The organism is Pseudomonas sp. PH1b (assembly GCF_000633395.1).
Classification (GTDB): domain Bacteria; phylum Pseudomonadota; class Gammaproteobacteria; order Pseudomonadales; family Pseudomonadaceae; genus Aquipseudomonas.
Window position 1 is genome coordinate 121013 of sequence record NZ_AYMU01000005.1, and the last position, 26378, is coordinate 147390.

Annotated in this window: 21 protein-coding genes and 1 pseudogene; 12 read left to right on the top strand and 10 right to left on the bottom strand. The window is 64.1% G+C overall.

The genetic code is table 11. From position 1 onward, the window contains the following. Positions 1–217: 217 nt before the first annotated feature. Genes copD through U873_RS0109920 form a run of 3 tightly spaced genes read right to left on the bottom strand, consistent with a single transcriptional unit; the run spans position 218 to position 1932 of the window. Positions 218–1093, bottom strand: coding sequence for a copper homeostasis membrane protein CopD (copD, locus tag U873_RS0109910; RefSeq protein ID WP_025128105.1), 876 nt, complete (start codon positions 1091–1093; stop codon positions 218–220). Positions 1094–1096: 3 nt separating this feature from the next. Beyond that, the gene (gene copC / locus U873_RS0109915; RefSeq protein ID WP_025128106.1) at positions 1097–1465 is read right to left on the bottom strand and encodes a copper homeostasis periplasmic binding protein CopC; all 369 of its coding nucleotides are present in this window, start codon (positions 1463–1465) and stop codon (positions 1097–1099) included. 32 nt (positions 1466–1497) lie between these two features. Beyond that, positions 1498–1932 carry a GNAT family N-acetyltransferase gene (locus tag U873_RS0109920; RefSeq protein ID WP_025128107.1) on the bottom strand — a complete coding sequence of 145 codons (435 nt, stop codon included), beginning with the start codon at positions 1930–1932 and terminating at the stop codon, positions 1498–1500. Positions 1933–2196: 264 nt separating this feature from the next. On the opposite strand from U873_RS0109920, the gene U873_RS0109925 reads away from it, so the two are divergent. Then, positions 2197–2817 (top strand): TetR/AcrR family transcriptional regulator, encoded by a 621-nt coding sequence (locus U873_RS0109925; RefSeq protein ID WP_025128108.1) that lies wholly within the window; start codon positions 2197–2199, stop codon positions 2815–2817. A 369-nt stretch (positions 2818–3186) separates the two neighbouring features. On the opposite strand, the gene preA is transcribed toward U873_RS0109925, so the two are convergent. The 3 genes from preA to hydA all read right to left on the bottom strand — a co-directional run bounded on the left by preA (position 3187) and on the right by hydA (position 7485). Then, positions 3187–4461: an NAD-dependent dihydropyrimidine dehydrogenase subunit PreA gene (gene preA, locus U873_RS0109930; RefSeq protein ID WP_025128109.1), complete on the bottom strand. Its 1275-nt coding sequence runs from the start codon at positions 4459–4461 to the stop codon at positions 3187–3189. Further along, positions 4462–5829, bottom strand: coding sequence for an NAD(P)-dependent oxidoreductase (locus U873_RS0109935; RefSeq protein ID WP_043274520.1), 1368 nt, complete (start codon positions 5827–5829; stop codon positions 4462–4464). It abuts the gene before it with no gap. Positions 5830–6045: 216 nt separating this feature from the next. After that, positions 6046–7485: a dihydropyrimidinase gene (hydA, locus tag U873_RS0109940; RefSeq protein ID WP_025128111.1), complete on the bottom strand. Its 1440-nt coding sequence runs from the start codon at positions 7483–7485 to the stop codon at positions 6046–6048. A gap of 621 nt (positions 7486–8106) precedes the next feature. Between hydA and U873_RS0109945 the strand changes: the two genes are divergently transcribed. The 7 genes from U873_RS0109945 to msrA all read left to right on the top strand — a co-directional run bounded on the left by U873_RS0109945 (position 8107) and on the right by msrA (position 16824). Then, positions 8107–9594, top strand: a complete 1488-nt coding sequence (locus U873_RS0109945) for an NCS1 family nucleobase:cation symporter-1 (protein ID WP_025128112.1) — start codon at positions 8107–8109, stop codon at positions 9592–9594. A 207-nt stretch (positions 9595–9801) separates the two neighbouring features. After that, the gene (locus U873_RS0109950; RefSeq protein ID WP_025128113.1) at positions 9802–11079 is read left to right on the top strand and encodes a Zn-dependent hydrolase; all 1278 of its coding nucleotides are present in this window, start codon (positions 9802–9804) and stop codon (positions 11077–11079) included. A 418-nt stretch (positions 11080–11497) separates the two neighbouring features. Then, complete coding sequence (locus U873_RS0109955; protein ID WP_256244322.1) at positions 11498–12028, top strand: hypothetical protein; 531 nt, start codon at positions 11498–11500, stop codon at positions 12026–12028. A 109-nt stretch (positions 12029–12137) separates the two neighbouring features. Next, positions 12138–13106 carry an aliphatic sulfonate ABC transporter substrate-binding protein gene (locus U873_RS0109960; RefSeq protein WP_025128115.1) on the top strand — a complete coding sequence of 323 codons (969 nt, stop codon included), beginning with the start codon at positions 12138–12140 and terminating at the stop codon, positions 13104–13106. A 144-nt stretch (positions 13107–13250) separates the two neighbouring features. Next, entirely contained in the window at positions 13251–15326 is a 2076-nt protein-coding gene (locus U873_RS0109965; protein WP_025128116.1) for an ATP-binding cassette domain-containing protein, read from the top strand. Continuing rightward, positions 15323–16378 carry a glycine betaine ABC transporter substrate-binding protein gene (locus U873_RS0109970; protein WP_025128117.1) on the top strand — a complete coding sequence of 352 codons (1056 nt, stop codon included), beginning with the start codon at positions 15323–15325 and terminating at the stop codon, positions 16376–16378. The genes U873_RS0109965 and U873_RS0109970 overlap by 4 nt, the downstream gene beginning before the upstream one ends. Continuing rightward, on the top strand, positions 16375–16824 hold the full coding sequence (gene msrA / locus U873_RS0109975) for a peptide-methionine (S)-S-oxide reductase MsrA (protein ID WP_025128118.1): 450 nt from the start codon (positions 16375–16377) through the stop codon (positions 16822–16824). Before U873_RS0109970 ends, msrA begins: the two co-directional genes overlap by 4 nt. 671 nt (positions 16825–17495) lie before the next feature. Here the strand turns inward: msrA and U873_RS35095 are convergent. Next, positions 17496–17864, bottom strand: a complete 369-nt coding sequence (locus U873_RS35095; protein WP_081818635.1) for a VOC family protein — start codon at positions 17862–17864, stop codon at positions 17496–17498. A gap of 322 nt (positions 17865–18186) precedes the next feature. Here U873_RS35095 and U873_RS35100 point away from each other — a divergent pair. Then, positions 18187–18360: pseudogene (locus tag U873_RS35100) on the top strand (transposase); the annotation flags it as partial. Here the strand turns inward: U873_RS35100 and U873_RS0109980 are convergent. The 3 genes from U873_RS0109980 to U873_RS0109990 are packed head-to-tail and all read right to left on the bottom strand — an operon-like array spanning position 18350 to position 24129. Then, positions 18350–19768 carry an efflux transporter outer membrane subunit gene (locus U873_RS0109980; RefSeq protein WP_025128119.1) on the bottom strand — a complete coding sequence of 473 codons (1419 nt, stop codon included), beginning with the start codon at positions 19766–19768 and terminating at the stop codon, positions 18350–18352. The pseudogene U873_RS35100 and the gene U873_RS0109980 sit on opposite strands and share 11 nt — an antisense overlap. After that, positions 19752–20918 (bottom strand): efflux RND transporter periplasmic adaptor subunit, encoded by a 1167-nt coding sequence (locus U873_RS0109985; protein WP_025128120.1) that lies wholly within the window; start codon positions 20916–20918, stop codon positions 19752–19754. Before U873_RS0109985 ends, U873_RS0109980 begins: the two co-directional genes overlap by 17 nt. Then, entirely contained in the window at positions 20908–24129 is a 3222-nt protein-coding gene (locus U873_RS0109990) for an efflux RND transporter permease subunit (RefSeq protein ID WP_025128121.1), read from the bottom strand. The genes U873_RS0109985 and U873_RS0109990 overlap by 11 nt, the downstream gene beginning before the upstream one ends. 229 nt (positions 24130–24358) lie before the next feature. Here U873_RS0109990 and U873_RS0109995 point away from each other — a divergent pair, with 229 nt between their 5' ends. From U873_RS0109995 to U873_RS0110005, 3 genes are all read left to right on the top strand, one after another. Beyond that, positions 24359–24763 carry a hypothetical protein gene (locus tag U873_RS0109995; protein WP_025128122.1) on the top strand — a complete coding sequence of 135 codons (405 nt, stop codon included), beginning with the start codon at positions 24359–24361 and terminating at the stop codon, positions 24761–24763. Positions 24764–24793: 30 nt separating this feature from the next. After that, the gene (locus U873_RS0110000) at positions 24794–25204 is read left to right on the top strand and encodes a hypothetical protein (protein WP_025128123.1); all 411 of its coding nucleotides are present in this window, start codon (positions 24794–24796) and stop codon (positions 25202–25204) included. 123 nt (positions 25205–25327) lie between these two features. Further along, positions 25328–26344: a YhcG family protein gene (locus U873_RS0110005; RefSeq protein ID WP_025128124.1), complete on the top strand. Its 1017-nt coding sequence runs from the start codon at positions 25328–25330 to the stop codon at positions 26342–26344. Positions 26345–26378 lie beyond the last annotated feature (34 nt).

The following is a 26378-nucleotide window of genomic DNA, read 5'->3' on the forward strand; positions in this document are numbered from 1 at the left end:
TGTTTTTTCGTAGGAGCCGGCTTGCCGGCGAAAAGGCCCTTGAGCCTTGCATGGCCTGGGCGGACGCCTTCGCTGGCAAGCCAGCTCCTACGGGATTGTGGTTTACCCGCGCCCAATGCTTTTTCGTAGGAGCCGGCTTGCCGGCGAAGAGGCCCTTGAGCCTTGCATGGCCTGGGCGGACGCCTTCGCTGGCAAGCCAGCTCCTACCGGCTGTGGTTTACACCGCCTGCATCGGTGGCAAGGTGCCCAGCAACGACACGGCGGCCACCGCCGCCACGCCCAGCAGCCACTCCATCAGTACGCTGTTGCGCAAGGTGCCCAGGCGCCGGTCGCAACCGCGAATCCGCAAGCGATTGAACAGCGCCAACCCCAGCATCCCCGCCACCAGCAGCACCTTGATCAGCAGGATCAGGGCAAAGCCGCTGAACAACGGGGTCGGCCACCACTGCCCGGTAAGTACCCGCACATTGATCAGGCCGGTTATCAGCAAACCGCTGACCAGCCCATAACCCACGCCGCTGAAGCGCTTCAACAACGGTTCGACAGACAGGCCCGCGGGCTGCCGCAACACCAGCAACAGCACCAGCAGGCCCCCCAGCCACATGGCCACACAGCTTAAATGCACGATCTGATTGAGGATCAGCAACTGCCCCTGCACCCCATCGAGCATGGCGCCGTGGCCCACCGGCGCCAGGGTTGCCAGGAGCACAGCGCCCAGCCCCAGTTGCAGCGGCAGGCGCCGGCCCAGTGGGGTCGGCAGCAGCGCCAGCAACAGCAGGTTGAGCAGCAGGTGCCAGGTCCAGACCTGGCCGAAAAAGGTCTTGCCCAACACCAATTGCAAGGTCGTCGGGTCCAGCGCCGCCGACCAGGAGCCGGCCATGCTGGCGGTAATCAGCAGCAGCCAGCACAGGCCGCTGCCCAGACCGATCAGCGTCAACCAGCGGCTGAGCCGATCAAGCTGTCGCTGCACGGCGCCATGCTCGTTCTGCGCTGAATCACGGCCCAGCAACAGCGGGCGAAACACCCAGGCGCCGACCAGGGTCAGCACCACCGCAAAGTGCACGAAGCGGCACAGCACCAGCCATGACGCCATGGATTACGGGCTCACCTTGAAGCTGTAGCTGCCTTCGCTCTTGTGGGTGTCCACCGACACCGCGTGCCATTGCACCTTGTACTCGCCGGCTTGCAGCGGCGTGGCGGCCGGAGTGACGACCAGGGTCTTCTTGTCCGAACCTTCGGTGGCCAGGCCTTTCACCTCGAGAGGGGCGCCGTCCTTGCTGATCGTGACCTGGGTGAAGGCCGCTTCCACGCCTTCGGTGAACACCAGGCGCAGTTCGGTGGGCGCGACCACGCTGCTGTCGGCCGCCGGCGTGGCGCCTTTCAGGTGCGCGTGGGCCATTGCCGAGGAGGCCGCCAGCAGGGAGGCGAGCAGGGCGGTGGTGGTGAAGAGGTTTTTCAGTGACATGAGAGGATTACCTTTAACAAAGAGGGCAGGGCTCAACGATCTTGCAACTGCATGTGGATGATCGGAAACGGTCGTCCTTCGCCGTCGGTTTCCGAGCGGCCGCAGTCGGCGAAGCCGTAGTGCCGGTAGAAGCCGTGGGCCTGGGGGTTCTGTTCATTGACGTCGACCTTCAGGCCAGGGCGACGCACCTGGTCCAGTAGCCTACGGCCGATGCCCTGGCCGCGCAGGGCCGGGTCGATGAACAGCATCTGCACCGTGTCGTCGCTGGTGGCGATAAAGCCGCCGGGGCTGGCATCGGGAGTTTCCCAGACCAGAACGTCGAGGGCCGGCAGGTAGCTGTCGCGCACCAGCGGGTAGAGGCGCTGGATATCGTCTTCAGCGATAAAGTCATGGGTGGCGCGCACCGAACGCTCCCAGAGCGCGGTCAGCAGGGCGTCGTCCGCAGCGACGCGAGGGCGAATCTTCATGAGCATGTTCCATCGGTAACAGGACAGATGGCCGGCGATGGGGCAGGGCCGGCATTCGGGCAGAGACCTGTATGCCCGTGTCGCGAATTAACGCCTGGACGGAGCACCGCAGTGGCTGCTGCAAATGAGCGGGAGGCCGATCCTACCCAATACCGCCGGGCGGCGAAAGACCGGCGTCGTCCTGCAATGTCCCAGCCCTGACGCCTCCCCGCAGTGCGCGGACGAATGCTAGTCTTGCCCCAGACTGTTTTCCTAGGAGCCCTCATGGGCAATCACAAGATCGAGATTCGTCGCAGCAACGTGGAAAAAATCCTCCTGGGTGCCGAGAAAATCTTCGCTGAAAAGGGCTATGCCGGCACCGCCATGGCCGACATCGCCGAAGAAGTGCAACTGCCGCGTTCCAACCTGCATTACTACTTCAGCACCAAGAACGAGCTGTACAGCGCCGTGCTCCTGGACCTGCTGGAGGTATGGAAGCAGGACGCCCTGTGCTTCGAGATGTTCGACGACCCGCGGGTGGTGCTCAGCAGCTACATCCGCGCCAAGATGCAGCATTCCCGCAGCCGGCCTTATGGCTCCAAGGTCTGGGCCAACGAAATCATGCACGGTGCCCCGACCCTGGGCGAGGCCCTGGATGCCAGCCTGTACGACTGGGCGAAGATGAAGGAAGCGAAGATCCGCCAATGGGTCGAGGACGGGCGGATCCTGCCGGTGGAACCCTCAAGCCTGCTGTACATGATCTGGGCCTCGACCCAGCACTACGCCGACTTCGACCACCAGGTGATGATCCTCAACGACCACCAGCCCCTGTCGGACCTGCAATTCGAACGAGCGGTACAGACCGTCACCAGCGTCATCCTGCGGGGCATCGGCCTAGAGCCCTGAGCCTGTCGCCGCCTACCGTAGGAGCTGGCTTGCCAGCGAAGAGACCCGCAAGACCGCCTTCGCCGGCAAGCCGGCTCCTACAGAGCCTTCCGCGATATCTCTGCCAGCCGTAGGAGCTGGCTTGCCAGCGAAGGGGCCCGCAAGACCGCTTTCGCCGGCAAGCCGGCTCCTACAGAGCCCCCGCGATATCTCTGCCAGCCGTAGGAGCTGGCTTGCCAGCGAAGAGGCCCGCAAGACCGCCTTCGCCGGCAAGCCGGCTCCTACAGAACCCCCGCGATATTTCTGCCAGCCGTAGGAGCTGGCTTGCCAGCGAAGGGGCCCGCAAGACCGCCTTCGCCGGCAAGCCAGCTCCTACAGCAGGTGCGTGGGTCACACCGCTTCGCGGTAGGGATTGCGCGGATCATGCAGCCAGTCGAGGAACGGCTTGCCGGTTTGCTGAGGCACCATCTCGATGCAGTCCTGCACCGGGCAGGTGATCTGGCACAGGTTGCAACCCACGCATTCGTCGTCGATCACTTCATATTTATGGGTGCCGTCCGCTTGCCTGAGGCTGGCAATCGCCTGGTGCGAAGTGTCTTCGCAGGCAATATGACAACGGCCGCAACCGATGCACGCCTCCTGGTCAATTTTCGCGATCACCTGGTAGTTGATGTCCAGGTACTTCCAGTCCGTGGTGTTGCCCACCGCGCGCCCGCTGAAGTCTTGCAGGCTGTGGTAGCCCTGGCTGTCCATCCACCGCGACAGCCCATCCTTCATTTCCTCGACGATGCGAAAGCCATGCAGCATCGCCGCGGTGCACACCTGCACCGCGCCGCAGCCCAGGGCCACGAACTCCGCCGCGTCGCGCCAGTTGCCGATGCCGCCAATGCCGCAGATCGGCAGGCCGCGGGTCTGTGGATCGCGGGCGATCTCGGCCACCATGTTCAGGGCAATCGGCTTGACCGCCGAACCGCAGTAGCCGCCGTGGGTGCTCTGGCTGCCCACCATGGGGTGGGCCACCATGCGCTCCAGGTCGACGCTGGTGATGGAGTTGATGGTGTTGATCAGCGATACCGCATCCGCGCCACCGCGATGGGCGGCGCGGGCCGCGGTGCGGATGTCGGTGATGTTCGGCGTCAGCTTGACGATCACCGGCAGCGAGCAATAAGTCTTGCACCAGCGGGTCACCTGTTCGACGTATTCCGGCACCTGGCCCACCGCCGCGCCCATGCCCCGTTCCGGCATGCCGTGAGGGCAGCCGAAATTCAGTTCGATGCCGTCGGCGCCGGTGGCTTCCACCAGGGGCAGGATGGCTTTCCACGATTCTTCGACGCAGGGCACCATCAGCGAGACGATCAGCGCCCGGTCCGGCCAGTCCTTCTTCACCTGGGTGATTTCCTGGAGGTTGATCTCCAGGGAACGGTCGGTGATCAGCTCGATATTGTTGATGCCCATGACCTCGCGGTTGGGCCCGAAGTGCGCCGAGTAGCGCGACGACACGTTGACCGCCGCCGGGTCTTCCCCGAGGGTTTTCCAGACCACGCCGCCCCAGCCGGCCTCGAACGCGCGGACCACGTTGTAGGCCTTGTCGGTGGGCGGCGCGGACGCCAGCCAGAACGGGTTGGGGGCTTTGATACCGGCAAAGACAATCGACAGATCGGCCATTTATGCAGCCTCCTGGTTGAGCATCAGTCGGGCATGCATGGCTTCTGCGGCCAGCTTGCCGTGTTGTACCGCCTGCACGGTGAGGTCCTGGCCGAGGCTGACGCAGTCGCCGCCGGCGTAGACCCCGGGAATGCTGGTGCGCAGCTGTTCGTCCACCTGGATGCGCTCGCCGCAGCGTTGCAGCTCCCGGGCCAGCGGGTCGCTGAGGGCGGCGCCGTCGAAGCCCTGGCCGATGGCCTTGAAGATCGCGTCGGCGGCCAGTTCGAAGGTGTCGCCGGTGCTCTGCAGGCGGCCTTCCACCAGCCGGGTGCGGGCAAAGCGCATGCCGCGCACCCGGCCCTGGTCATCCAGCAGCACCTGCTCGGGGGCGGCCCAGGTCAGCAGGCGCACCTGATTGGCCTTGGCGATCTCCTGTTCGTGCTCGGTGGCGCCCATGTCCTCCACGCCCCGGCGGTACACCAGGTTGACATCGCTGGCCCCCAGGCGCGCCATCTGCACCGCCATGTCGATGGCGGTGTTGCCGGCGCCGAGGACAATGCAGCGGTTGGCCAGGGGCAACTGGCTGAGGTCGTCGGCCTGGCGCAGTTCACGGATGTAGTCGGTGGCGGCCAGCAGCCCGGAGGCTTGTTCATGTTCCAGCCCAAGCTGCTTGCTGGCGGCCAGCCCGAGACCGAGGAACACCGCGTCGTACTCCTGATGCAGTTGGGTCAGGCTCAGGTTGTCGCCGAGTTTCTGCCCGTGACGGATCTCGATGCCGCCCACCCCGAGGAGAAATTCCAGCTCCTGCTGGGCGAAGTCGTCCACCAGCTTGTACTTGGCGATCCCGTATTCGTTGAGGCCGCCGGCCTTGTCCCGGGCTTCGAAAATCACCACCTCATGGCCATGCAGGGCGCAACGGTGGGCGCAGGACAAACCCGCCGGGCCGGCACCGACCACGGCGATGCGTTTGCCGGTGGGCGCGGCGCGCTGGAACGGGTGCTGGGTGAAGTGGGCGTTGTCCAGGGCATAGCGCTGCAGCAGGCCGATCAGTACCGGCGCGCATTCCTGGGCGTTGTTGCGCACGCAGGCCTGCTGGCAGAGGATCTCGGTGGGGCAGACCCGGGCGCAGCTGCCGCCGAGGATATTGGCCGAGAGAATCTTCTGCGCCGCGCCCTGGACGTTGTCGGTGTGGATATTGCGGATGAACGAGGGAATGTCGATCTCGCTGGGGCAGGCATTGACGCAGGGCGCGTCGTAGCAATACAGGCAGCGCGAGGCTTCCAGGTGCGCCTGGCGGGCATTGAGCGGCGGCGCCAGGTCGGTGAAATGGCCAGCCAGGCTGGCGTTGTCCAGGGTGGGGTGGGGCAAGTGGTTCAAGGTCTTGATCACGGTTTTGGCCTCACGGTTCGTTTCTTGGTTGCCTCTGACGGGCATTTTCTGTAGCTGAGATCACCCCTATCCGTAGGAGCCGGCTTGCCGGCGAATAGGCCTTTGACTCTTGCAAGGGATTTGCGGGCGCCTTCGCTGGCAAGCCAGCTCCTACAGGGGGCATGGGTTTCTGTAGGAGCGAGCTTGCTCGCGATAGGGGGGCAACGCCCCCCGGTCTCAGCGTTTAACCGCCGTCGGCTTGTGCCGCTCGGCGCGCTTGCTCAAGAGGTCGAACACCGCCGGGTAGGCCGGGCGCTCGATGTAGCGCCCGGCGCCGCGTTCGGCTCGCAGGTCGCCGTCGGCCCACACCAGCCGGCCCTGGCTGATGGTGTGGCTGGGCACGCCGCGCACGGTCTTGCCTTCGAAGATGTTGAAGTCCACCTGCTGGTGGTGGGTCTTGGCGGAGATGGTGCGGCTGCCTTGCGGGTCCCAGAGCACCAGGTCGGCATCGGCGCCAACGCGGATCGCACCCTTGCGCGGGTAGAGGTTGAAGATCTTCGCGGTGTTGGTGGAGGTCAGGGCGACGAACTCCTGCATCGACAGGCGCCCGCTGTTCACCCCTTCGTCCCACAGCACTGCCATGCGGTCTTCGATGCCGGCGGTGCCGTTGGGGATCTTGCTGAAGTCGTCGCGGCCGGCGGCTTTCTGTTCGGCGCAGAAGCAGCAGTGGTCGGTGGCGGTGGTGTGCAGGTTGCCCGACTGCAGGCCGCGCCACAGGGCTTCCTGATGGCCCCGGGGGCGAAAGGGTGGGCTCATCACGTAGCCGGCGGCGGTCTGCCAGTCCGGGTCGCGGTACACGCTGTCGTCCAGCAGCAGGTGTCCGGCCAGCACTTCACCGTAGACCGGCTGGCCCTTGCCCCGGGCGTAGCTGATTTCATCCAGGGCTTCCTGGGTCGAGACATGCACCAGGTACAGCGGCGTGCCCAGGGTCTCGGCGATGCGGATCGCCCGGCTGGCCGCTTCGCCTTCCACTTGCGAGGGCCGTGACAGCGGGTGGGCTTCGGGCCCGGTGATGCCCTGGGCCAGCAGCTTGCGTTGCAGGTGATACACCAGCTCGCCGTTTTCCGCGTGCACCGTGGGCACCGCCCCCAGTTCCAGGCAGCGCTCGAAGCTCGCCACCAGGGTGTCGTCGGCGGCCATGATGGCGTTCTTGTAGGCCATGAAGTGCTTGAAGCTGTTGATGCCGTGGTGCTGCACCAGCTCGGCCATTTCCTCGCGGACCTGCTCGCTCCACCAGGTGATGGCCACGTGGAAACCGTAGTCGCTGGCGGATTTTTCGGCCCAGCCGCGCCACTGCTGGAAGGCTTCCAGCAACGACTGCTGGGGGTTGGGAATCACGAAGTCGATGATTGAGGTGGTGCCGCCTGCAAGACCCGCCGCGGTGCCGCTGAAAAAGTCTTCGCTGGCCACGGTGCCCATGAAGGGCAGTTGCATGTGGGTGTGGGGGTCGATGCCGCCGGGCATCAAGTATTGGCCGCTGCCATCGAGCACTTCGCAGCCTGCGGGAATATCCAGATTGTTGCCGATGGCTCTAATCAGGCCCTCTGCGCAGAGTACATCGGCCTGGTAACTTTCATCATGGGTAATAACGGTGGCGCCACGGATCAACAGAGACATTCCGAGTTCCTCGCAGGCATGACCGGCTTGTGCCGGTTCTAACTTTTTTATTGAACGCGCTGACAACTATACAATCCTGTCAGCGGTGTCAGGAATAGAAGCTAGCCCGAGTTACAAGAAACAGCAAGAATATTTTTTATAAGCTTATATTCAATATAAGTTGCTGAAATTTAACGATTAAAAACACAAATCCGCAAAATGGTGCAGCGCCTCACCATTTTGACGCACTTGACAGGATCAAAAAATAGTCGAGATTTCCTATGTCGAATCAGCTGCTTGAGGAGGCGCTGGGAAGACCAATAAATAATTAAAAAAATAAATGTGCACTGCTTTGGGTCCTGACCGAATGGACAACTTGCCAAACACCCGGCCTGAGTGAATTGGCAACTAACCAGGGACTTGCAAGTTGCTTGCATAAAACCCAATGACATCAGTTGTTTACATGGATTCCGCCGACTGTGCAGCAGCGACCGCGCAAGTACTTGGCATCTTTATTGAGTGCCGCCGCAGGTCGATGTGCCAGAGGCTGGAAGTCGTAAGTTCTCCGGCCATCGTCCGGCGCGCGAACCCTTCGCCTGCCGCCCTGATGAGCAAAATAATCAGAACAACAGTGGAGCGGCCATGCAACAGATCAGATCCCAGGTGACCGAGCGCGAGGGCTTGTACGAGTTGGACGCCGGCAGCGACGTACTCGACAGCCCCCGTTACAACCACGACATCGCACCGACCAAGGTCCAGGAGCGCACCTGGAACAAATGGCACATCACCGCACTATGGATCGGCATGTCGATCTGCGTGCCCACTTACACCCTGGGCGGGGTGCTCACCGCCTACTTCGGGCTCAGCGTTGGCGAGGCGCTGCTGGCGATCCTCCTGGCCAATATCGTGGTGCTGGTACCCCTGACCCTCAACGCCTTTGCCGGCACCAAGTACGGCATTCCGTTCCCGGTGTTGCTGCGCTCATCGTTCGGCATCATCGGCTCCAACGTGCCGTGCCTGATCCGCGCCCTGGTGGCCTGCGGCTGGTTCGGCATCCAGACGATGTTCGGCGGGCTGGCGATCCACCTGTTCCTGGGCTCGATCTTCGAGGGCTGGAAGGCCCTGGGCGGCACCGGCGAGGTGATCGGCTTCATGATCTTCTGGACCCTCAACCTGTGGGTGGTGCTGCGCGGCGCCGAGTCGATCAAGTGGCTGGAAACCCTGTCCGCGCCGCTGCTGGTGGCGGTGGGTATCGGCCTGCTGGTGTGGGCTTTGCCCAATGTGTCCCTGAGCGAGTTGCTGGCAATCCCGCCCAAGCGTCCCGACGGCGCCAGCGTCACCAGTTACTTCATGGCCGGGCTCACGGCGATGGTCGGCTTCTGGGCCACCCTGTCGCTGAACATTCCCGACTTCAGCCGCTACGCCAAAAGCCAGAAGGACCAGATCCTCGGGCAGATCTTCGGCCTGCCACTGACCATGTTCCTGTTCGCCGCCCTGGGGGTGGTGATGACCGCCGCCTCGGTGAAACTGGTGGGGGTCACCGTCTCCGATCCGGTGAGCCTGATCGGCCACATCCAGAGCCCGGGCTGGGTGGCCCTGGCCATGGCGTTGATCATCATCGCCACCTTGTCCACCAACACCGCGGCCAACATCGTCTCGCCCACCAACGACTTCCAGAACCTGGCGCCGAAGCTGATCGGCCGCACCACCGCAGTGATCCTCACCGGCCTGGTGGGGCTGGCGCTGATGGGCCACGAATTGCTGAAAAAGCTCGGCCTGCTGATTTCCGACGTCAGCCTGGAGACCGTGTATTCCAACTGGCTGCTGGGCTACTCCAGCCTGCTGGGGCCGATTGCCGGGATCATGGTGGTGGACTATTTCATCATCAAGAAACAGCGCCTGGACCTGGCCGGCCTGTACCGTGACGACGTCTACCCGGCGTGGAACTGGCACGGCTTCATCGCCTTCGGCGTGCCGGTGGCGCTGACCCTGATGTCCCTGGGCAGCAGCGCCTTCAACTGGTTCTACAGCTACGGCTGGTTCACCGGTTCGGCCCTGGGCGGGCTGATCTACTACGGCCTGTGCAGCCTGCGCAGCGCCCAGGTAGCGACCGCCAAGACCCCGACATGAACACCCAACCAACCACCCTTCCCGTAGGAGCTGGCTTGCCAGCGAAGGCGTCCTCAGCCTTGTACACGGCTCCAGGGCCTCTTCGCCGGCAAGCGGAGCGTTGCCCGGCCGGCTCCTACAGATACAGGTTTTGCCGGGCCATTATCCCGGGCGATTGCTGGCACGAATCCCCCGACACCATCAGAAGAAATGCCTGAGGAGATCACCATGAACGCTGCCGTTGAGGTTCTGCAATCCAGCCATCAGCACATCAACCGCGACCGCCTCTGGCAGTCGCTCATGGAGCTGGCCCGGCTCGGGGCCACGGTCAAGGGCGGGGTCTGTCGCCTGGCCCTGACCGACCTCGACCGCCAGGCCCGGGACCTGTTCGTGCAATGGTGCGAAGCGGCCGGCTGCACGGTCACGGTGGACGGCATCGGCAACATCTTCGCCCGCCGTCCCGGGCGCAACCCGCAACTGCCACCGGTGATGACCGGCAGCCATATCGACACCCAGCCCACCGGTGGCAAGTTCGACGGCTGCTTCGGCGTGCTGGCCGGGGTGGAAGTGCTGCGCACCCTCAACGACCTCAAGCTGGAAACCGAGGCGCCCCTGGAAGTGGTGGTGTGGACCAACGAAGAAGGCTCGCGCTTCCCGCCGTGCATGATGGGCTCCGGGGTGTTCGCTGAAAAATTCACCCTGGAAGACACCCTGGCCAAGACCGACGCCGAGGGTGTCAGCGTCGGCGAGGCCCTGAACGCCATCGGCTACGCCGGAAAGCGCCAGGTCAGCGGGCACCCGGTGGGCGCCTATTTCGAGGCCCATATCGAGCAGGGGCCGGTCCTTGAAGACGAACGCAAGACCATAGGCGTGGTGCTCGGCGCCCTGGGCCAGAAGTGGTTCGACCTCAAGCTGCGGGGCGTCGAAGCCCACGCCGGCCCGACCCCCATGCACCTGCGCAAGGACGCCCTGGTGGGCGCCGCCGCCGTGGTCGCGGCGGTCAACCGCGCCGCCCTCGGCCACCAGCCCCACGCCTGTGGCACCGTTGGCTGCCTGCAGGCCTATCCAGGATCGCGCAACGTGATCCCGGGGGAGGTGCGCATGACCCTGGACTTCCGCCACCTGGAGCCGGCGCGCCTGGATTCGATGATTGCCGAAGTGCGCCAGGTGATCGACAACACCTGCGAACAACACGGCCTGAGCTTCGAACTGACCCCGACTGCGGACTTCCCACCGCTGTATTTCGACCCGGTGTGCGTCGATGCGGTGCGCGGTGCCGCACAAGGGTTGGGCCTGTCCCATATGGACATCGTCAGCGGCGCCGGGCACGACGCAATCTTCGTTGCCGAACTGGGCCCGGCGGGAATGATCTTCGTGCCTTGCGAAGGCGGCATCAGCCACAACGAAATCGAGAACGCCGACCCCGACGACCTGGCTGCCGGCTGCGCCGTGCTGCTGCGCGCCATGCTCGCCGCCTCCCAATCCATCGCCCAACGCCAACCGTAGGAGCCGGCTTGCCGGCGAAGAGGCCCTTGAGCCTTGCATCGGCCTTGAAGACGCCTTCGCTGGCAAGCCAGCTCCTACCGGGGGGCTGTGGTGTATCGACGAATCCGCCCACACCACCATCCCCGTAGGAGCCGGCTTGCCGGCGAAGAGGCCCGCAAGACCTGCATCGCCCATGCCGACGCCTTCGCTGGCAAGCCAGCTCCTACCGGGGGCCTGTGGTGTTTTCACGAGTCCGCCCACACCACCATTCCCGTAGGAGCCGGCTTGCCGGCGAAGAGGCCCGCAAGAAGTGCACCGCCCATGCCGACGCCTTCGCTGGCAAGCCAGCTCCTACAAGGGCATCGTCAGCCGTTGATCCTGGCGTACACTGGCGAACTTTTCGCACGGGATGTCGACTATGCACAGGATGGCGCTCTGTTTGGCCCTGGCTCTGAGCCTGGGGGGGTGTATCGATTACAAATGGGGCCACGACTGGAAGGCCGACAGCCTCGGCGGTTGGCAGGACGCCAGCAAGGGAAGGTATGACCAGGGCACCGCGTTCAAGCTGGCCTGCGGGCCCGAGCCGCTGTATGTGAAGCTGACCTCCGCGCCGTCCCACCATCTGATGTCGTTGCTGTTCATTCCCCTGGTCCCGGCGGCCACCGGCGATGACAACCATCTGAGCATCAACGCCCGCCACCCCAGCCTCTCGGCCTGTTCGGCGGCGCAGAACCCCCTGGTGATCAAGCTGGACAACCGGGTGATCAGCCATATCGGCTACGCAGCAGGCGACCAGGCGGGCAGTTGCGAGCTGCGCCTGGACGAGCGCGAGTTGCAGGGCGAGCGGGTGTCGATCGAGGTCAATCAGGCCGTGCTGCCTTGTGCCGTGGCCCCGCTGACCCTGAAGAAAAACGGCTTCTTCTGCCTGCGCAAAACCGAGTTCGGCGGTTCCAAGCCTTGTGACCGTTAGGGGCGGTCAGCTGCACGAACCTAAGCTAATTCCTAAAAAGTATTTATTTCCTATTTGTTAGATCGATTAGCTTTTTGCGACTTTCCTGTCTCCGAGAAGGTTCGCCCCCATGCGCCTGCCCTTTGCTTTGCGTCGTAGCTTGTCGATCACCGCCCTGGCCGGCCTGGCGCTGGGCATGGCCCTCAATGCCCAGGCCGATACCGACCTGCGGATCGGCTACCAGAAATCCTCGACCCTGCTGGCCTTGCTCAAGGCCCAGGGCACCCTGGAAAAACAGCTGGCAGGGCAGGGGGTGAAGATCACCTGGCACGAATTCACCAGTGGCCTGCCGCTGGCGGAATCGCTGAATGTGGGCAATGTCGATATCAGCGCGGATGTCGCCGACACGGTGCCGGTCTTCGCCCAGGCCGCCGGGGCCAAGCTGACCTATTTCGCCACCGAAACCCCATCACCCGCCGCCCAGTCCATCGTCATTGCCAAGGACTCGCCACTCAAGTCCCTGGCTGACCTCAAGGGCAAGCGCATCGCCGTGACCAAGGCCGCCGGCAGCCATTACCTGCTGATCGCTGCCTTGCGCGAAGCGGGCTTGAGCTTCGCTGATATCCAGCCGGTGTACCTGACTCCGGCCGATGGCCGCGCGGCGCTGGAAACCGCCAAGGTCGATGCCTGGGTCACCTGGGAACCCTTCGTCGCCAGCGCCCAGCGCCAGCAGGGCGCGCGGGTGCTGCACGACGGCCAGGGGCTGGCCAGCTATCGCCGGTACTACCTGGCATCCAGCGATTACGCCAAGGCCCATCCCGAGGTGCTGAATCAGGTGTTTGCCGAGCTGCAGAAGACCGGCACCTGGGTCAAGGCGCATCCGGCCGAGGCGGCAAGACTGCTGGGCCCGCTGTGGGGCAACCTGGATGTACCGACCGTGGAACTGGCCAACAGCCGCCGCACCTATCAGGTGGAAGTGGTGAAGCCGGACGCCTTGGGCGAGCAGCAGAAAATCGCCGATGCCTTCTACCAGGAAAAGCTTTTGCCCAAGCCAGTGGATGCCCGGGCGGTGCAGTTGTGGAGCCCCAAGAAGTTGTGATCGCTGGTTAGATTGCCTTCGCTGGCAAGCCAGCTCCCACCACGCGATGCCGTTGTGGGAGCCGGCTTGCCGGCGAACAGGCCTCCTCTTTTTTTCTTGTTCACCGCCGGCAACGCCATCCCGCGCCCGGCGTCAGGAGTTCCCGTGTCTGCCGTTCACGCCCAAGAGGCTTTCGCCGTCCCAGCCTCAGCCGCCACGCCACCGAGCCCCGCCGAGGTGGTGCTGGAGTTGCGCAACCTGACCAAGCACTACGCCCGCCGCCGTGGCCAGAGCGCGCCGCCGGCGGTGCAGCAGGTCAGCCTCCAGGTGCGCCGTGGCGAGGTGCTGTGCCTGATGGGCACCTCCGGCAGTGGCAAGTCCACCTTGCTGCGGCATATCAACCGGCTGATCGAGCCCAGCAGCGGCGAGGTGCTGATCGACGGTGCGGCCATCAGCCAACTCTCGGCCGAGGAACTGCGCACCCTGCGTTCCCGGCGCATCGGCATGGTGTTCCAGCATTTTGGCCTGTTGCCCCATCGCAGTGTGCGCGACAACGTCGCCTTGCCCTTGGAACTGCGCGGCGAGCCCGAGGCCCAGCGCCACGCCGCGGCCGATCTGCAACTGCAAGCCATGGGCCTGGACGGCTGGGGCGAGCATTACCCCCATGAACTGTCCGGCGGCATGCAGCAGCGGGTCGGCCTGGCCCGGGCCCTGGTCAGCGAACCGGACATCCTGCTGATGGACGAACCCTTCAGTGCCCTCGACCCGACCATCCGCCGCGACCTGCAAAGCCACTTTTTGCGGGTGGTGCGCGAGCGCGGCATCACCACTTTGCTGGTGACCCACGACCCGGCAGAAGCCTTGCGCCTGGCGGACCGCATTGCCGTGCTGCGCCACGGCCAACTGATCCAGCTGGGCCCCCCCAGCGAGCTGCTGGAGCAACCGGCGGATGCCGAAGTGGCGGACTTCTTTCAGGACCACGGGGCTCGCAGCGACACGCCGGTGACGGCCTTGCCGACCCCGGGTAAGCGCGGGGTGGCGCCGGCTCCGGCCAGCCCTGGATTGTCCTTGGCCCAGACCCTGCTGCTGGGGCCGGCGGCCCTGGCTGCCAGCGGTCGCGGTGGCCTGTACTGGCTGGGGTTCGCCCTCGAACTGGGGGCGGCCGCAGCCCTGGGGCAGGGGCTGGCCACGGCCAGCCTTGCCTGGGGCGTCCTGGCGCTGCTCGGCCTGCTGTGCAGCCGCCTGTTGAGCCTGACCCTGGCCCGGCGCCCCAGCCGCCAGGGCCGTTCCGACTGGCGCCTGCCGTGGCTGGTATTGCTGCTGTGCCAGGCCCTGGTGCTGTGGCGGGTTCTGGTCGCCGATGCTTCGGGCCCCTGGCTGCAGTTTCCCGCCGACCGCCAAGTGCTGCTGGGCACCGCGGCGGCCATCGACCAGTTGATCGGCTGGTCCCAGGTCACCTTCGAGAGCACCTTCGTCGGCGTGATAGTGGCCGTGCGTACGGTGATCGAAAGCATCGAAAGCCTGCTGGGCTGGCTGCCCTGGCCGGTGCCGGCCCTGGCCCTGGTGCTGCTGGCCTGGCGCAGCGCCGGCGCCGCCCTGGCCCTGACCAGCGCCGCCGCCTTGCTCTACATCGGTCTGTTCGGCTTCTGGGAACGGACCATCGCCACCCTGGCCCTGGTGGGTTCCTCGGTGCTGATCTCGCTGTTGATCGGCGTGCCCGCCGGCATCCTCCTGGCCAAGCGCGCCCTGGCCCGGCGCCTGATCACCCCCTTGCTGGACGTGATGCAGACCCTGCCGACCTTCGTGTACCTGATCCCGGCGGTGGCGTTCTTCTCGGTGGGCAAGACCCCGGCGGTGATCGCCACGGTGATCTTCGCCCTGGCGCCGATGATCCGCCTCACCGCCCTGGGGATTCAGGAAGTGCCCAAGACCGCCGTCGAAGCGGCCCTGGCCCACGGCGCCACGCCGTGGCAGATCCTGACCAAGGTCGAGCTGCCCCTGGCTGCGGGTTCCTTGCTGCTGGGGATCAACCAGACCCTGGTGATGAGCCTGTCGATGGTGGTGGTGGCGGCGCTGATCGGCGCCGGCGGCCTGGGCTACGACGTGATGACCGCGCTGCGCAACATCAAGGGTGGCGAGGGCATGTTGGCCGGCGCCGCAATCGTGTTCTGCGCGTTGATTCCCGACCGCATCATTCAAGCGACCCTGCGCCAGCGGGATCGCACATTGCATCAATCATGAGGTGTCCCTTGAACAAGTCGTTTACCCGTACCCTTGGCGCCGCCGCGCTGCTGTTGGGTTTGTCCCTGCCGGTGCTGGCCAAGGACAAGATCGTTATCGGCGAACAGAACTGGACCGGCGCCATCGCCATCCAGAACATCCTCGGCGAAGTGATCAAGAGCCGCCTCGACGGCGACGTTTCCTACCTGGCCGGCGACGTGCCGGTGTTGTTTGCCGCCGCTGCCAAGGGCGACGGCTCGGTGGACGTGCTGACCGATATCTGGCTGCCCAACCAGTCTGCCGCCTGGGCCAAATACGTCACCGGTGGCACCCGCTCCCTGGTGCCCAACAAACAGCCGTACCTGGGGGTGCAGGGCTTCTATATCCCCGGCTACCTGCAAGACAAATACGGCGTGAAATCGGTCTACGACCTGCAAAAGCCGGAAGTGGCGAAACTCTTCGAACCCCTGGGCGGCGGCAAGGCGCAACTGCTGGTGGGCCCGGCGGGCTGGGAGTCCACCTACATCGGCGAGATCAAGGCCAAGGACTTCGGCTTTGCCGACAAATTCGAATCGGTGTCCACCGAAGCCTCGGCGACCTACGCTAAGCTCGCCGCGGCCTACAAGGCCCAGCGCGGCGTGGTGTTCTACGCCTACACCCCGGACTGGATCTTCTCCGCCTTCGACCTGCGCCGCCTGGATGAACCGGCGTTCGACGGCTATGCCCAGGACAACAAGAAGGGCGACCCGCTGTACAAGGCCGATGGCTGCTGGAAATTCATCAGCCCGACAGTGGATGCCGACTGGCTGAGCAAGAGCAAGATCACCTGCGCCTACCCGGATGCCCGGGTGTATGTCCTGGCCTCCAGTGCCCTGCAAAAACGCGCACCGCGAATTGCCGCGTTCCTGGAGAACTTCAGCATCGAGCCTCAGGCCCTGAACGACCTGATCCTCAAGATCGAAAAGGAACAGCAACCGGCGGCGCAGGCGGCCAAGGAATGGGTGGCGGAGCATCCGCAGATCGTTGATGGCTGGCTGGGTGCCAGCGGTGAAAAAGTGGGAGCGATTCAATGAGTGGGATTGAACAGGCGACCTTCGGCGCCGGCTGCTTCTGGGGCGCGGAAGCCGCGTTCCGGGCCCTGCCTGGAGTAGTGGACAGCCGCGTCGGCTACGCCGTGGAAGCGGCGGACGAAGCCTTGCAGATAGAAGTGGTGCAGGTGGATTTCGACCCGCAGGTGCTGGCTTATACCCGCCTGATCGAGCACTTCTGGGGCCTGCACGATCCCACCTCGGTGGATCGCCAGGGCGAGCATGGCGGGGTGAAATATCGCTCGGCGATCTTCCACACCAACGCCGTGCAGGCCGAACAGGCGAGGGCGGCCAAGACCGCCCTGCAAGACTCCGGACGCCTCAACAAACCCATAGCCACGGTGGTCGTGCCACTGGGGCGGTTTGAACTGGCGGATGAAGAACACCAGCGTTACCTGGAAAAGAACGGCCTGAGCAGCTGTCATATCTGATCATTTGCAGATACGCAGGCTTCTGTAGGAGCCGGCTTGCCGGCGAAGAGGCCCTCAAGTCATGCATCGTTCTGGCGGACGCCTTCGCTGGCAAGCCAGCTCCTACGGGGCGGTACACACGGCCTCATCTTCAGGCCGGCCGCAAGGCCGCCGTCAGATTTTGCTTTTGATCTGCCTGCCCCCTTAGACACGATGGCCGAACGCAGGCATTGAGCCGTGGGTAACCCGGCACCGAGTGGAGGGGCAGAAGCGTTTTGCTTACTTTTGCCTGGGCCGGCACTCCGGCTGTTCAAAAGTGAGTCGCTGTAAGAGCGAAGCCGTAAGTGGCCACACCCGCAGCAACGGAAATGTATACCACCGCGGTGAAAACGAAACGCAACAACGGATATGTATTCCGAACCTCCATAACGACCTCTCTATCACCCCTTAAAATAGACTAAAGAGTGTCGTCGCAGACTCAAAAAACATTGATGATTGATCTTTCTAGTTAGACGGCCAGCGTGTCGTGGCTCTTGCAACCTATCGGCGTCACGATATTTACGACAATTTATGGAACTCGCTGAAACCTAATTTACCCATCTGTTCACCGTCAGAGGAACTGATGGTGAAACAATACTTCTGCTCAGATATTTGTATTGCCTTGTGGGCTATCAAAGCTTGTGGACATGAGATTAAACAGGCATCTCGGCAGAAAAACACAGTTTGTTTTTATCCAAATCTCTCGCATACGCTGAAAAGTAGGGCCCCCGTTGGCCGGGTTTACCCTCGCAGGTACCGCCCAATTCAATCGCCTTTTCATGAAATCTTTTTACTTTTTCTACAGAGTCAACATTAAAACCAATCATCGTGCCATTTCCATTTGTTGCAGGCTCCTTATCAAAGGGAGTGGCTAGGGCAAATGAAAAATTGCTACTTTGCCAGTAAGTCATTCTGTCTGTTGATATCAAGTGCTTGAGTTCTGTTTTTTCAAAGAGTGCATTGTAGAACTCAATTGCAGCCGCCATGTTGTTTGTGCCTAGGACGCAGTAGTTAACTCTCATAATTTAATATCTCATTTTTGTAACAGGATTTAGTACTCATGATTAGCATGTTGAAGCTGTTCATTGCAGTCATTATGGCGCAGGGCAGTGACAGTTTCTGTCAGGATCGATCGATACGCACAATAAGGGCAGGCCGCAGAGTTTGGGGAAGTCCTACGCTAAGCCGGCTTGGCTTAAGTGCGTTTCCTGTTCCGGCGTTTTTCAAGGTAGTTGTTGCGTCAGCCGTCTAGATAGGTCGTCACAAGACTCAAAAAATTGATAATCGGTCTTCCTAGTTAGACGGCCAGCGCGTCATGCCCTTGCAACCCATCGGCGCCACGGTATCTCCGCCAATGTATGGAGTTTGCTGAAACCTCATTTAGCCGGCCGCGAAGGCTCCTGGGGAGGACGAGCAAAGGACAATCGGCTATTCATCAACACCGTATTCTGGATTTTGCGCACCGGGGCACCTTGGAGAGACCTACCAGGCGATTATGCTTCAGGTTTCAAGCCCCACCTTTCCACCCCCCACCCAACGCCACCACCAACCCCACACTTGCCTGCAACTCCCTTGTCTGCAGTGCCTGCAACCCCCGTTGCGCCTGCAGCGCTGCAGTCTGCGCCGTGACCACATCCAGATAACTCACCGCCCCGGCCTGATAGCTGTTCATGGCCAAGGTCTGGGTGTGCTGCGCTGCATTCACCGCCGCCTGCTGATCCAGCGCTTCCTGCCGCAGATCCCGCAGTTGCCCCAGGTTGTCCTCCACCTCGCGCACCGCCCGCAGCACTTGCCCACGGTAATGCGCGGCGGCCTCTTCAAACTCGGCATGGGCCTGGCGTTCATTGGCGCTCAGCCGTCCGCCATCAAAGATCGGCAGGTTCATCAGGGGGCCCAAGGCCCAGTAGCGATTGCCCGCCGCCAGCAGATTACCCACGCCCTGGGTCTGCCCACCGAGCATCCCGGTCAGGCTGAAATCCGGATACCAGGCGGCGCGGGCGATGCCGATGCCGGCATTGGCGGCGTACACCCGGCGTTCCGCCGCGGCAATGTCCGGCCGGCGTTGCAGCAGGGTGCTGGGCAGTTGTTGGGGAATGCTCGGCAGGCTTAGCAGCTGTTCCGAGGGCGCAAGGCTGAACTGGCTGGCCGGTTCGCCCACCAGTTCGCCAATGGCGTGTTCGCTGAGGTTGCGCTGGGCCCGCACTTCGTCCAGTTCCGCCTCGGCGCTGGCCAGTTGGCTCTGGGCCCGGGTCAGGTCCAGTTCCGAGGCGATCTGCCCTTGATAACGGTCGCGGGTCAGTTGCAGGGCCTGGGCGTAATCCTCCAGGGAGTGGCTCAAGATCCGGCTCTGGGCATCCAGGCCATTGAGTTGCACATACAGGCTCGCCAACTGTTTTTGCAGGCTCAGGCGCGCGGCTGCCAGGTCATCCCCGGAGGCTTGGGCCTGGGCATCGCCGGCCGCCGCTTGATTGCGGATCCGGCCCCAGAGGTCGAGGTCGAAACTCAGGGCAAAACCGGCGCTGTTGCTGTTGTACACCGAGGGTTGGCTGCTGCCGCGCAGGGGGCGGCTGTCCGACTGGCGTTGGCGCAACGGCTGGGCGCTGGCGCTGATCTGCGGGAACAACCCTGCGTGCAGTTGGCTGGCGTAGGCCTGGGCGCCGTCGTAGTGGGCCAGGGCTGCCGCCAGGTCCGGGTTGGCCCGGAGCAGGCGCTGTTGCAGGTCGTCCAGACGCGGGTCCTGGTACAGCAGCCACCAGTGCTCGGCGAGCCCCTGGGGCGTGGCGGCCGGGTGCCAGGGGCCATCGCTGTTCTGTTCGCGGTATTGCGCCGGCAGCTCGATGGCCGGCACCTGGTAGTGGGGCGCCAGGGAGCAGCCGTGCAGGGCCAGCAACAGCAGGGCGGCGAGGGGTTCAAGCCTTGGGCGCATGCTCACCTCCTGCGTCCGCCAGTTGCACCAGGTCACCTTCGCGCAGGGCGTCCGGCGGGTTGTCGATGACCTGATCCGTGGCTTGCAGGCCCTGGTCGATCACCAGCCGTTCGCCCAGGTCGAGGCCGATATGGATGCTGCGCAGGTGCACGTGCCGGGAACCGTCGATCAGCGCCACCTGGGTGCCCTGGGCGCGGAAGATCAAGGCACTGGCGGGGATGCTCACGCCGTGGGTGTCGGCGGGAATCGCCAGGCTCGCCTCGGCATAGTCGCCGGGCATCAGGGCGCCGTCCGGGTTGGCGGCGACGAACTGCGCCAGCAGGGTGCCGGAGCGCGGGTCGATGGCGGTGGAGTCGCCCACCAGTTGCGCGCGAAAGTGCTGGCCCGGGTGCTCGGGCACGGTCAACTGCGCTTCCAGGCCGGGGCGGATCACGCTGGCGTAGTTCTGTGGGATCGGTACGTAGAGCCGCAGTTTGTGGGTGTCTGCCAGGTCGAACAGTTCCGGGTCGCTGTCGTTGTCGGCCTTGATCAACTGGCCGATGTCGGTGTGGCGGGCGGTGATGGTGCCGGCGAACGGCGCGCGAATGGTCTTGTAGTCTTCCAGCGCCGTGAGCCGTGCGTAGTCGGCGGCGGCTGCGTCAGCATTGGCCTTGGCCGCGGCGGCGTTGGAGCTTTTTTCATCGGCTTCCTGACGCGATACCGAATGGCTGGCCAACAGGTGCTGCCAGCGCTCGGCGGTGGTCTGGGCCAGCCGCGCGTTGGCTTGCTCCTGGATCATCCGCGCCCGGGTCTGGGCCATTTGCTGATCCAGGTCGGGGCTGTCGATATGGGCCAGCACTTGCCCGGCGGTCACCTTGGCGCCTATGTCCTGGGTCCAGTCCTTGAGGTAGCCGCTGACCCGGGCGTGGATCGGCGCCTTGCTCCAGGCTTCCAGGTGCGCCGGCAGGCGCAGGGTGTCGCCCAGTAGGTTGTGCTGCGGCTGGAACACCAGCACCTGCGGCACGGCGGCGGTTTCGGTCCAGGCGACCACGGCCCGTTCATGCCGGGTACGTGCGGCCAGGCCGCTGGCCACCAGCAGGGCGGCCAGGCTCAGGCCGCCTATGCCCAGCAGCATCAGGCGTTTGCGCGAGGGGGTGTGATCAGGCGACATGGGTGTTTTCTCCAGCAACAGCGGATTGGGGACGGCGGCCGTGGACCAGGCTGAAGACCACGGGGACAAAAATCAGGGTGGCGACGGTGGCGAGGAGCAGCCCGCCGATCACCGCGCGGCCCAGGGGCGCGTTCTGTTCTTCGGACAGGGCCAGGGGCAGCATGCCGATGATCATCGCCAGGGCGGTCATGCACACCGGGCGAAAGCGTGTGTAGCCGGCTTCCAGGGCGGCCTTGAGGGCGTCGCCGTGCTCCGCCAGGCGCTCGCGGCAAAAACTCACCACCAGGATCGAGTTGGCGGTGGCCACCCCCATGCACAGGATGGCCCCGGTCAGCGCCGGCACCGACAGCGAGGTGCCACTCAAGAACAGCATCCACACGATCCCGGCCAGGGCCGCCGGTAGCGCGGTGATGATCACGAACGGATCGACCCAAGACTGGAAGTTGACCACGATCAGCAGGTAGATCAGCACCACCGCCCCCAGCAAGCCCAGGCTCAGGCCGCTGAAGGCCTGGTGCAGGGCGTCGATCTGCCCGTGCAGGCTGACCGTGGCGCCCTTGGGCCGCAGGGCTGCGGCGTCGTCCAGGACCTTTTGCATGTCGTGGGCCACGGCGCCCAGATCGCGCCCCTGGACGTTGGCGTACAGGTCCAGTGTGGGCTGGATGTTGTAGTGGCTGACCACCGCCGGGCTTTCAACCCGGGAGATGTCTGCCAGGCCGCCGAGGATCTGCGACTGGCCGTTGCTGCCGGTGACCGGCAGCGCTTCCAGGGCCGGCAGGCTGTCCAGGCGGTACTGCGGGGTGGCGGCGACGATGGAGTAGGACACGCCGTTCTTCGGGTTGAGCCAGAAGGTCGGCGCCACCTGGGAGCTGCCGGCCAGGGAGGCCACCATGCTGTTGGTCACGTCGCGCTCGGTGATCCCCAGGCCATTGGCCCGCAGGCGATCGACCTTGACCTGCAAGGACGGGTAGCCGGTGGACTGCTGGATGCGCAGGTCGGCGATGCCCGGCACATGCTGCAGGCGCCGTTGCAGTTCCAGGGCGAAGGCGCGGTTGGCTTCGGCGTTGGGCCCGGAGATTTTCACGTCCAGCGGGGCCGGAGCGCCGAAGTTGAGGATCTGGCTGCTGATGTCCGCCGGCAAAAAGGCGAACTGGCTGCCCGGGAAGCTTTCCGGCAAGGCTTGGCGCAGTTGCTTCACGTAGTCGGCGCTGGGGGCGTGGCCGGGTTTCAGGGTGATCTGGATATCGCCATCCTGGGGACCGATGGTGCCGCTGTTGCTGTAGGCCATGTCGATGCCGCTCAAGGGAATGCCGATGTTGTCGATGATGCTGTCCAGCTGCTCCGGCGGGATCACCTCGCGGATGCGGCCTTCGATGCGGTCGAAGGCCGCCGCGCTTTCCTCGATCCGCGTGCCCAGGGGCAGGCGCACGTGCAGGGCCAGGGCGCCGGCGTCGGTGGCGGGGAAGAAGTCCTGGCCCAGGCTTGGCAGCAGGGCGAAGGACGCCAGTACGCAGGTAAGGAAGCCGAGGATGAAGCTCTTGCGCCGGCCCAGGGCCAGCTGCAGCAGGCCGTGATAGGTGTCGCGAATGTTGGAAAAGCGCGCCTCGAAACCCTGCTGGAAGGCCAGCAGCCCGCGGACCAGAGCGCTGTGTGGCTGGGCGTGCGGTTCACCTTCGTGATGGTTGATGAAGGCGTCTTCCGGGTGATGCCCGGGGCCCGTTTGCGGCGCATGGGGCTTGAGCAGGTACATGGCCAGTGTGGGCACCAGGGTCCGCGAGAGGATGAACGAGCTGGCCATGGCGAAGATCACCGCCAGGGCCATGGGCCGGAACAGATAGCCGGCAATGCCCTGCAGCAGGAACATCGGCACGAAGACGATGCAGATGCACAGCAGCGAGACGAAGGCCGGGCCGACGATCTGTTTGGCGCCGTCGAGGATCGCGTCCTGCACCGCCTTGCCCTGTTCCAGGTGCCAGTTGATGTTCTCGATGGTCACCGTGGCGTCGTCCACCAGGATCCCCACCGCCAGGGCCAGGCCGCCCAGGGTCATGACGTTGAGGGTCTGGCCGCTGACCGCCAGCAGGGCAATCGCGGAAAGCACCGCCAGGGGAATCGAGGCGGCGATGATCAGGGTCGAGCGCCAACTGCCGAGGAACAGCAGGATCATCGCGCTGGTCAGCAGGGCGGCGATGATGCCTTCCTGGGCCACGCTGCCCACCGACTGCTTGACGAACACCGAGGCGTCCCCCAGCAGCGAAGTCTTCAGCGCCGGCGGCAGGGTTTCGTTGATTCGCGGCAGCATCTGGCGGATGCCATTGACTATGGACAGGGTGGAGATATTGCCGTTCTTCAGCGCCGGCATCAGCACCGCCCGGCGTCCGTCGACCCGCACGATATTGGTCTGCGGCGGCGAGCCGTCGCGCACGTGAGCCACCTGGCCGATGGTGATCAGCGCGCCGTCCACGGTCTTGATCGGCAGGTCGTTGAGCTCCTCGATGGCGGTCGGGCTGTTGTTCAGCAGCACCGTGTATTCATCGCCGCCGAGCTTGGCGGTGCCCACCGGGATGATCTGGTTCTGCGCCGCCAGGGCATTGCCCACGTCCTGGGCCGACAGGCCCTTGGCGGCCAGGGCTTGCGGGTCCAGGTCAAGGGTGATCTGGCGCTGCTTGCCGCCCATGGGCGTGGGCATGGCCAGGCCGGGCAGGGCGCTCAGGGGCAGGCGGATGTTGTTCTGCACCAGGTCGCGGATCTTCGCCTCCGACAGGGTCGGGCTGGAGAAGGCCATCTGCAGGATCGGCACCGTCGAGGCGCTGTAGTTGAGGATCAGCGGCGGGGTGATGCCCGGCGGCATCTGCTTGAGCACGGTTTGTGAAACGGCTGTCACTTGGGCGTTGGCGGTGCGGATATCGACCCCGGGCTGGAAGAAGATCTTGACGATGCCCATGCCCGGCAGCGACTGCGATTCGATGTGCTCGATGTCGTTGACCGTGGTGCTCAGGGAGCGCTCGTAGGTGTAGATCACCCGCCCGGCCATGGCGTCCGGCGACAGGCCGTTGTACTGCCAGACCACCGCCACCACCGGAATGCCGATATCGGGGAACACATCGGTGGGGGTACGCAGGGCCGCCAGGGGCCCGATGATGCAGATGAAAATCGCCAGCACGATGAACGTGTAGGGCTTGAGCAGTGCGGTCTTGACCAGCCCGAGCATGCCGAAAACCTCCGAGGGAGTGGGATTGCAAACCTCGGCAGCCTGCAGCGACCCACCTAACACGCGGCTTTCAGCCAGGTGAAGGAAGTTTTAGCTAAGGCCTGTATTTCCTTTCATGTGGATTCATTTGTTCTCGCACCGGGGCCTCGACAAGCTGGATCGGCATCGACACAGGCGATTGTCTCGGGCCTGCGTCGCACTCCTTTCTGTCACTTGCGAGGTTTCTTCCATGTCCCTCAAACCCTCGTTGCTGCTGCCGGGCCTGGGCCTGGTGTGCCTGCTTTCGGCCTGTGCCGGGCCTTTGCCCAAGGCCGATCCGCAGCAGGCCTGGATCGATCTTTCCCCGGAGTCGCCCAACGACTTGTTGGCCGACAGCGTCGATGGCAAGCGCCTGAACGATGGCCGCTACTTCCAGGTCAGCCCCGGCCAGCACCGCTTGCAGATGGCCTTGCTGCAAGGGGCCAACGGCAACTCGGCGCAGCCTGAATGCCTGGGCCGCCTGGACTATGCCGGGTTCCAGGCCGGCGGCCATTACCAACTGCTGGAATCGAGCCAGGGCCAGGAGGTGAGCGCCGCGCTACTGGACGCCCAGGGTCGGCAAGTGGCCCAGAGCCGGCCGTTCAGCTGCCTGTAAACGTTTTTTCAACTGCCGAGGTACTGCTTCATGACACTCAAACCATTGCTGCTGATCCCCGCCCTGGGCCTGACATGCCTGCTTTCTGCCTGCGCTGGGCCCATGCCTCAGCCCGACCCCAGCCAGGCCTGGATCGGCCTACAGGAAGAGGCGCCCAACGACCTGATGGCCGAGCGGGTGGACGGGCAGAAGATCGACGATGGCCGTTATTTCCAGGTCAAGCCCGGTGCCCACCGCCTGGACGTGACCCTGTTTGAAGAGAATGTCGGCGATTCCAACCAGCAAGACTGCAATGGCCATGTCAGCTACAGCGGCTTCAAGGCCGGCGAGCATTACAAACTGGTGGAGTCATCCCTGGGCACTGAGGTGTCGGCGCGCTTGTATGACGCCAAGGGCAAGCAGGTGGCCAGTACCCATGACTTTGCGTGCATGCCGGGCTGAGTGGTGCTTTTGCGCCACTCGCATCAGGACCTTTCGCTCAATGGAAAGAGACAGGGCTGACTACAGGTTGATGGCGGGCCACGGGATGATAGGGGCCTGTTTCCTGTCAATCGGGCATTGCTCATGAATCAACAGGCACAAGTGGCAAGTGCATCCACCGATGCGGCATTTGGTGAAGTGGCGCAGATGATCACCGCCGCGTGGCAACGGGCGCTGCGCGCGGTGAATACCGAGCTGGTGGAACTGTACTGGCAGGTCGGGGCCTATATCAGCCGCAAGATCGAGGCGGCGGAATGGGGGGATGGCGTGGTCCGGCAATTGGCGGATTACCTGGCGCGGCAACAGCCGGGGCTGCGGGGGTTTACCCGGGCCAACCTGTTCCGCATGCGCCAGTTTTACGAGGCCTATCGTGATCACGAGAAAGTCGCACCACTGGTGCGACAATTGCCCTGGAGCCACCATCTGGTGGTGATGGGGCAGAGCAAAGGGCCAAGGGAACGTGAGTTCTACCTGGATCTGGCGGTCCGCGAGCAGTGGTCACGGCGCGAGCTGGAACGGCAGATCAAGTCGGCCCTGTTCGAACGCACCCTGACCCGTCCGGCAAGCGCCTCGGCAACCTTGAGGCAGGCCCGCCCCGAGGCCCTGAAGGTCTTCAAGGATGCCTACATGGTGGAGTTTCTCGACCTGGCCCAGGGGCATGACGAAGCCGATCTGCATCAGGGCCTGGTGCGCCAGCTCAAGAATTTCCTGATCGAAATGGGGCGCGACTTCTGCTTTGTCGCTTCAGGCTATCCGTTGCAGGTCGGCGGGCGGGATTTTGTCCTGGATCTGCTGCTGTTCCATCGTGGCTTGAATTGCCTGGTGGCGGTTGAACTCAAGGTCGGGCGCTTCGAGCCGGAGTACCTGGGCAAGCTGGATTTCTACCTGGAGGCCCTGGATCGCCAAGTGCGCAAACCCCATGAAAACCCGGCCCTGGGCGTGTTGCTCTGTGCCAGCAAGGAGGACGAGGTGGTGGAATATGCCCTCAACCGTTCACTGTCGCCGGCCTTGATCGCCGAGTACCGGACCCAACTGCCAGACAAGAAACTGCTGCAAGCCAAGCTGCAGGAGTTTTATGCCCTGGACACGCAAGCGCGGTGAGTCCGGCGGCCATCTGGTGCCGGCGCTCCTAAGT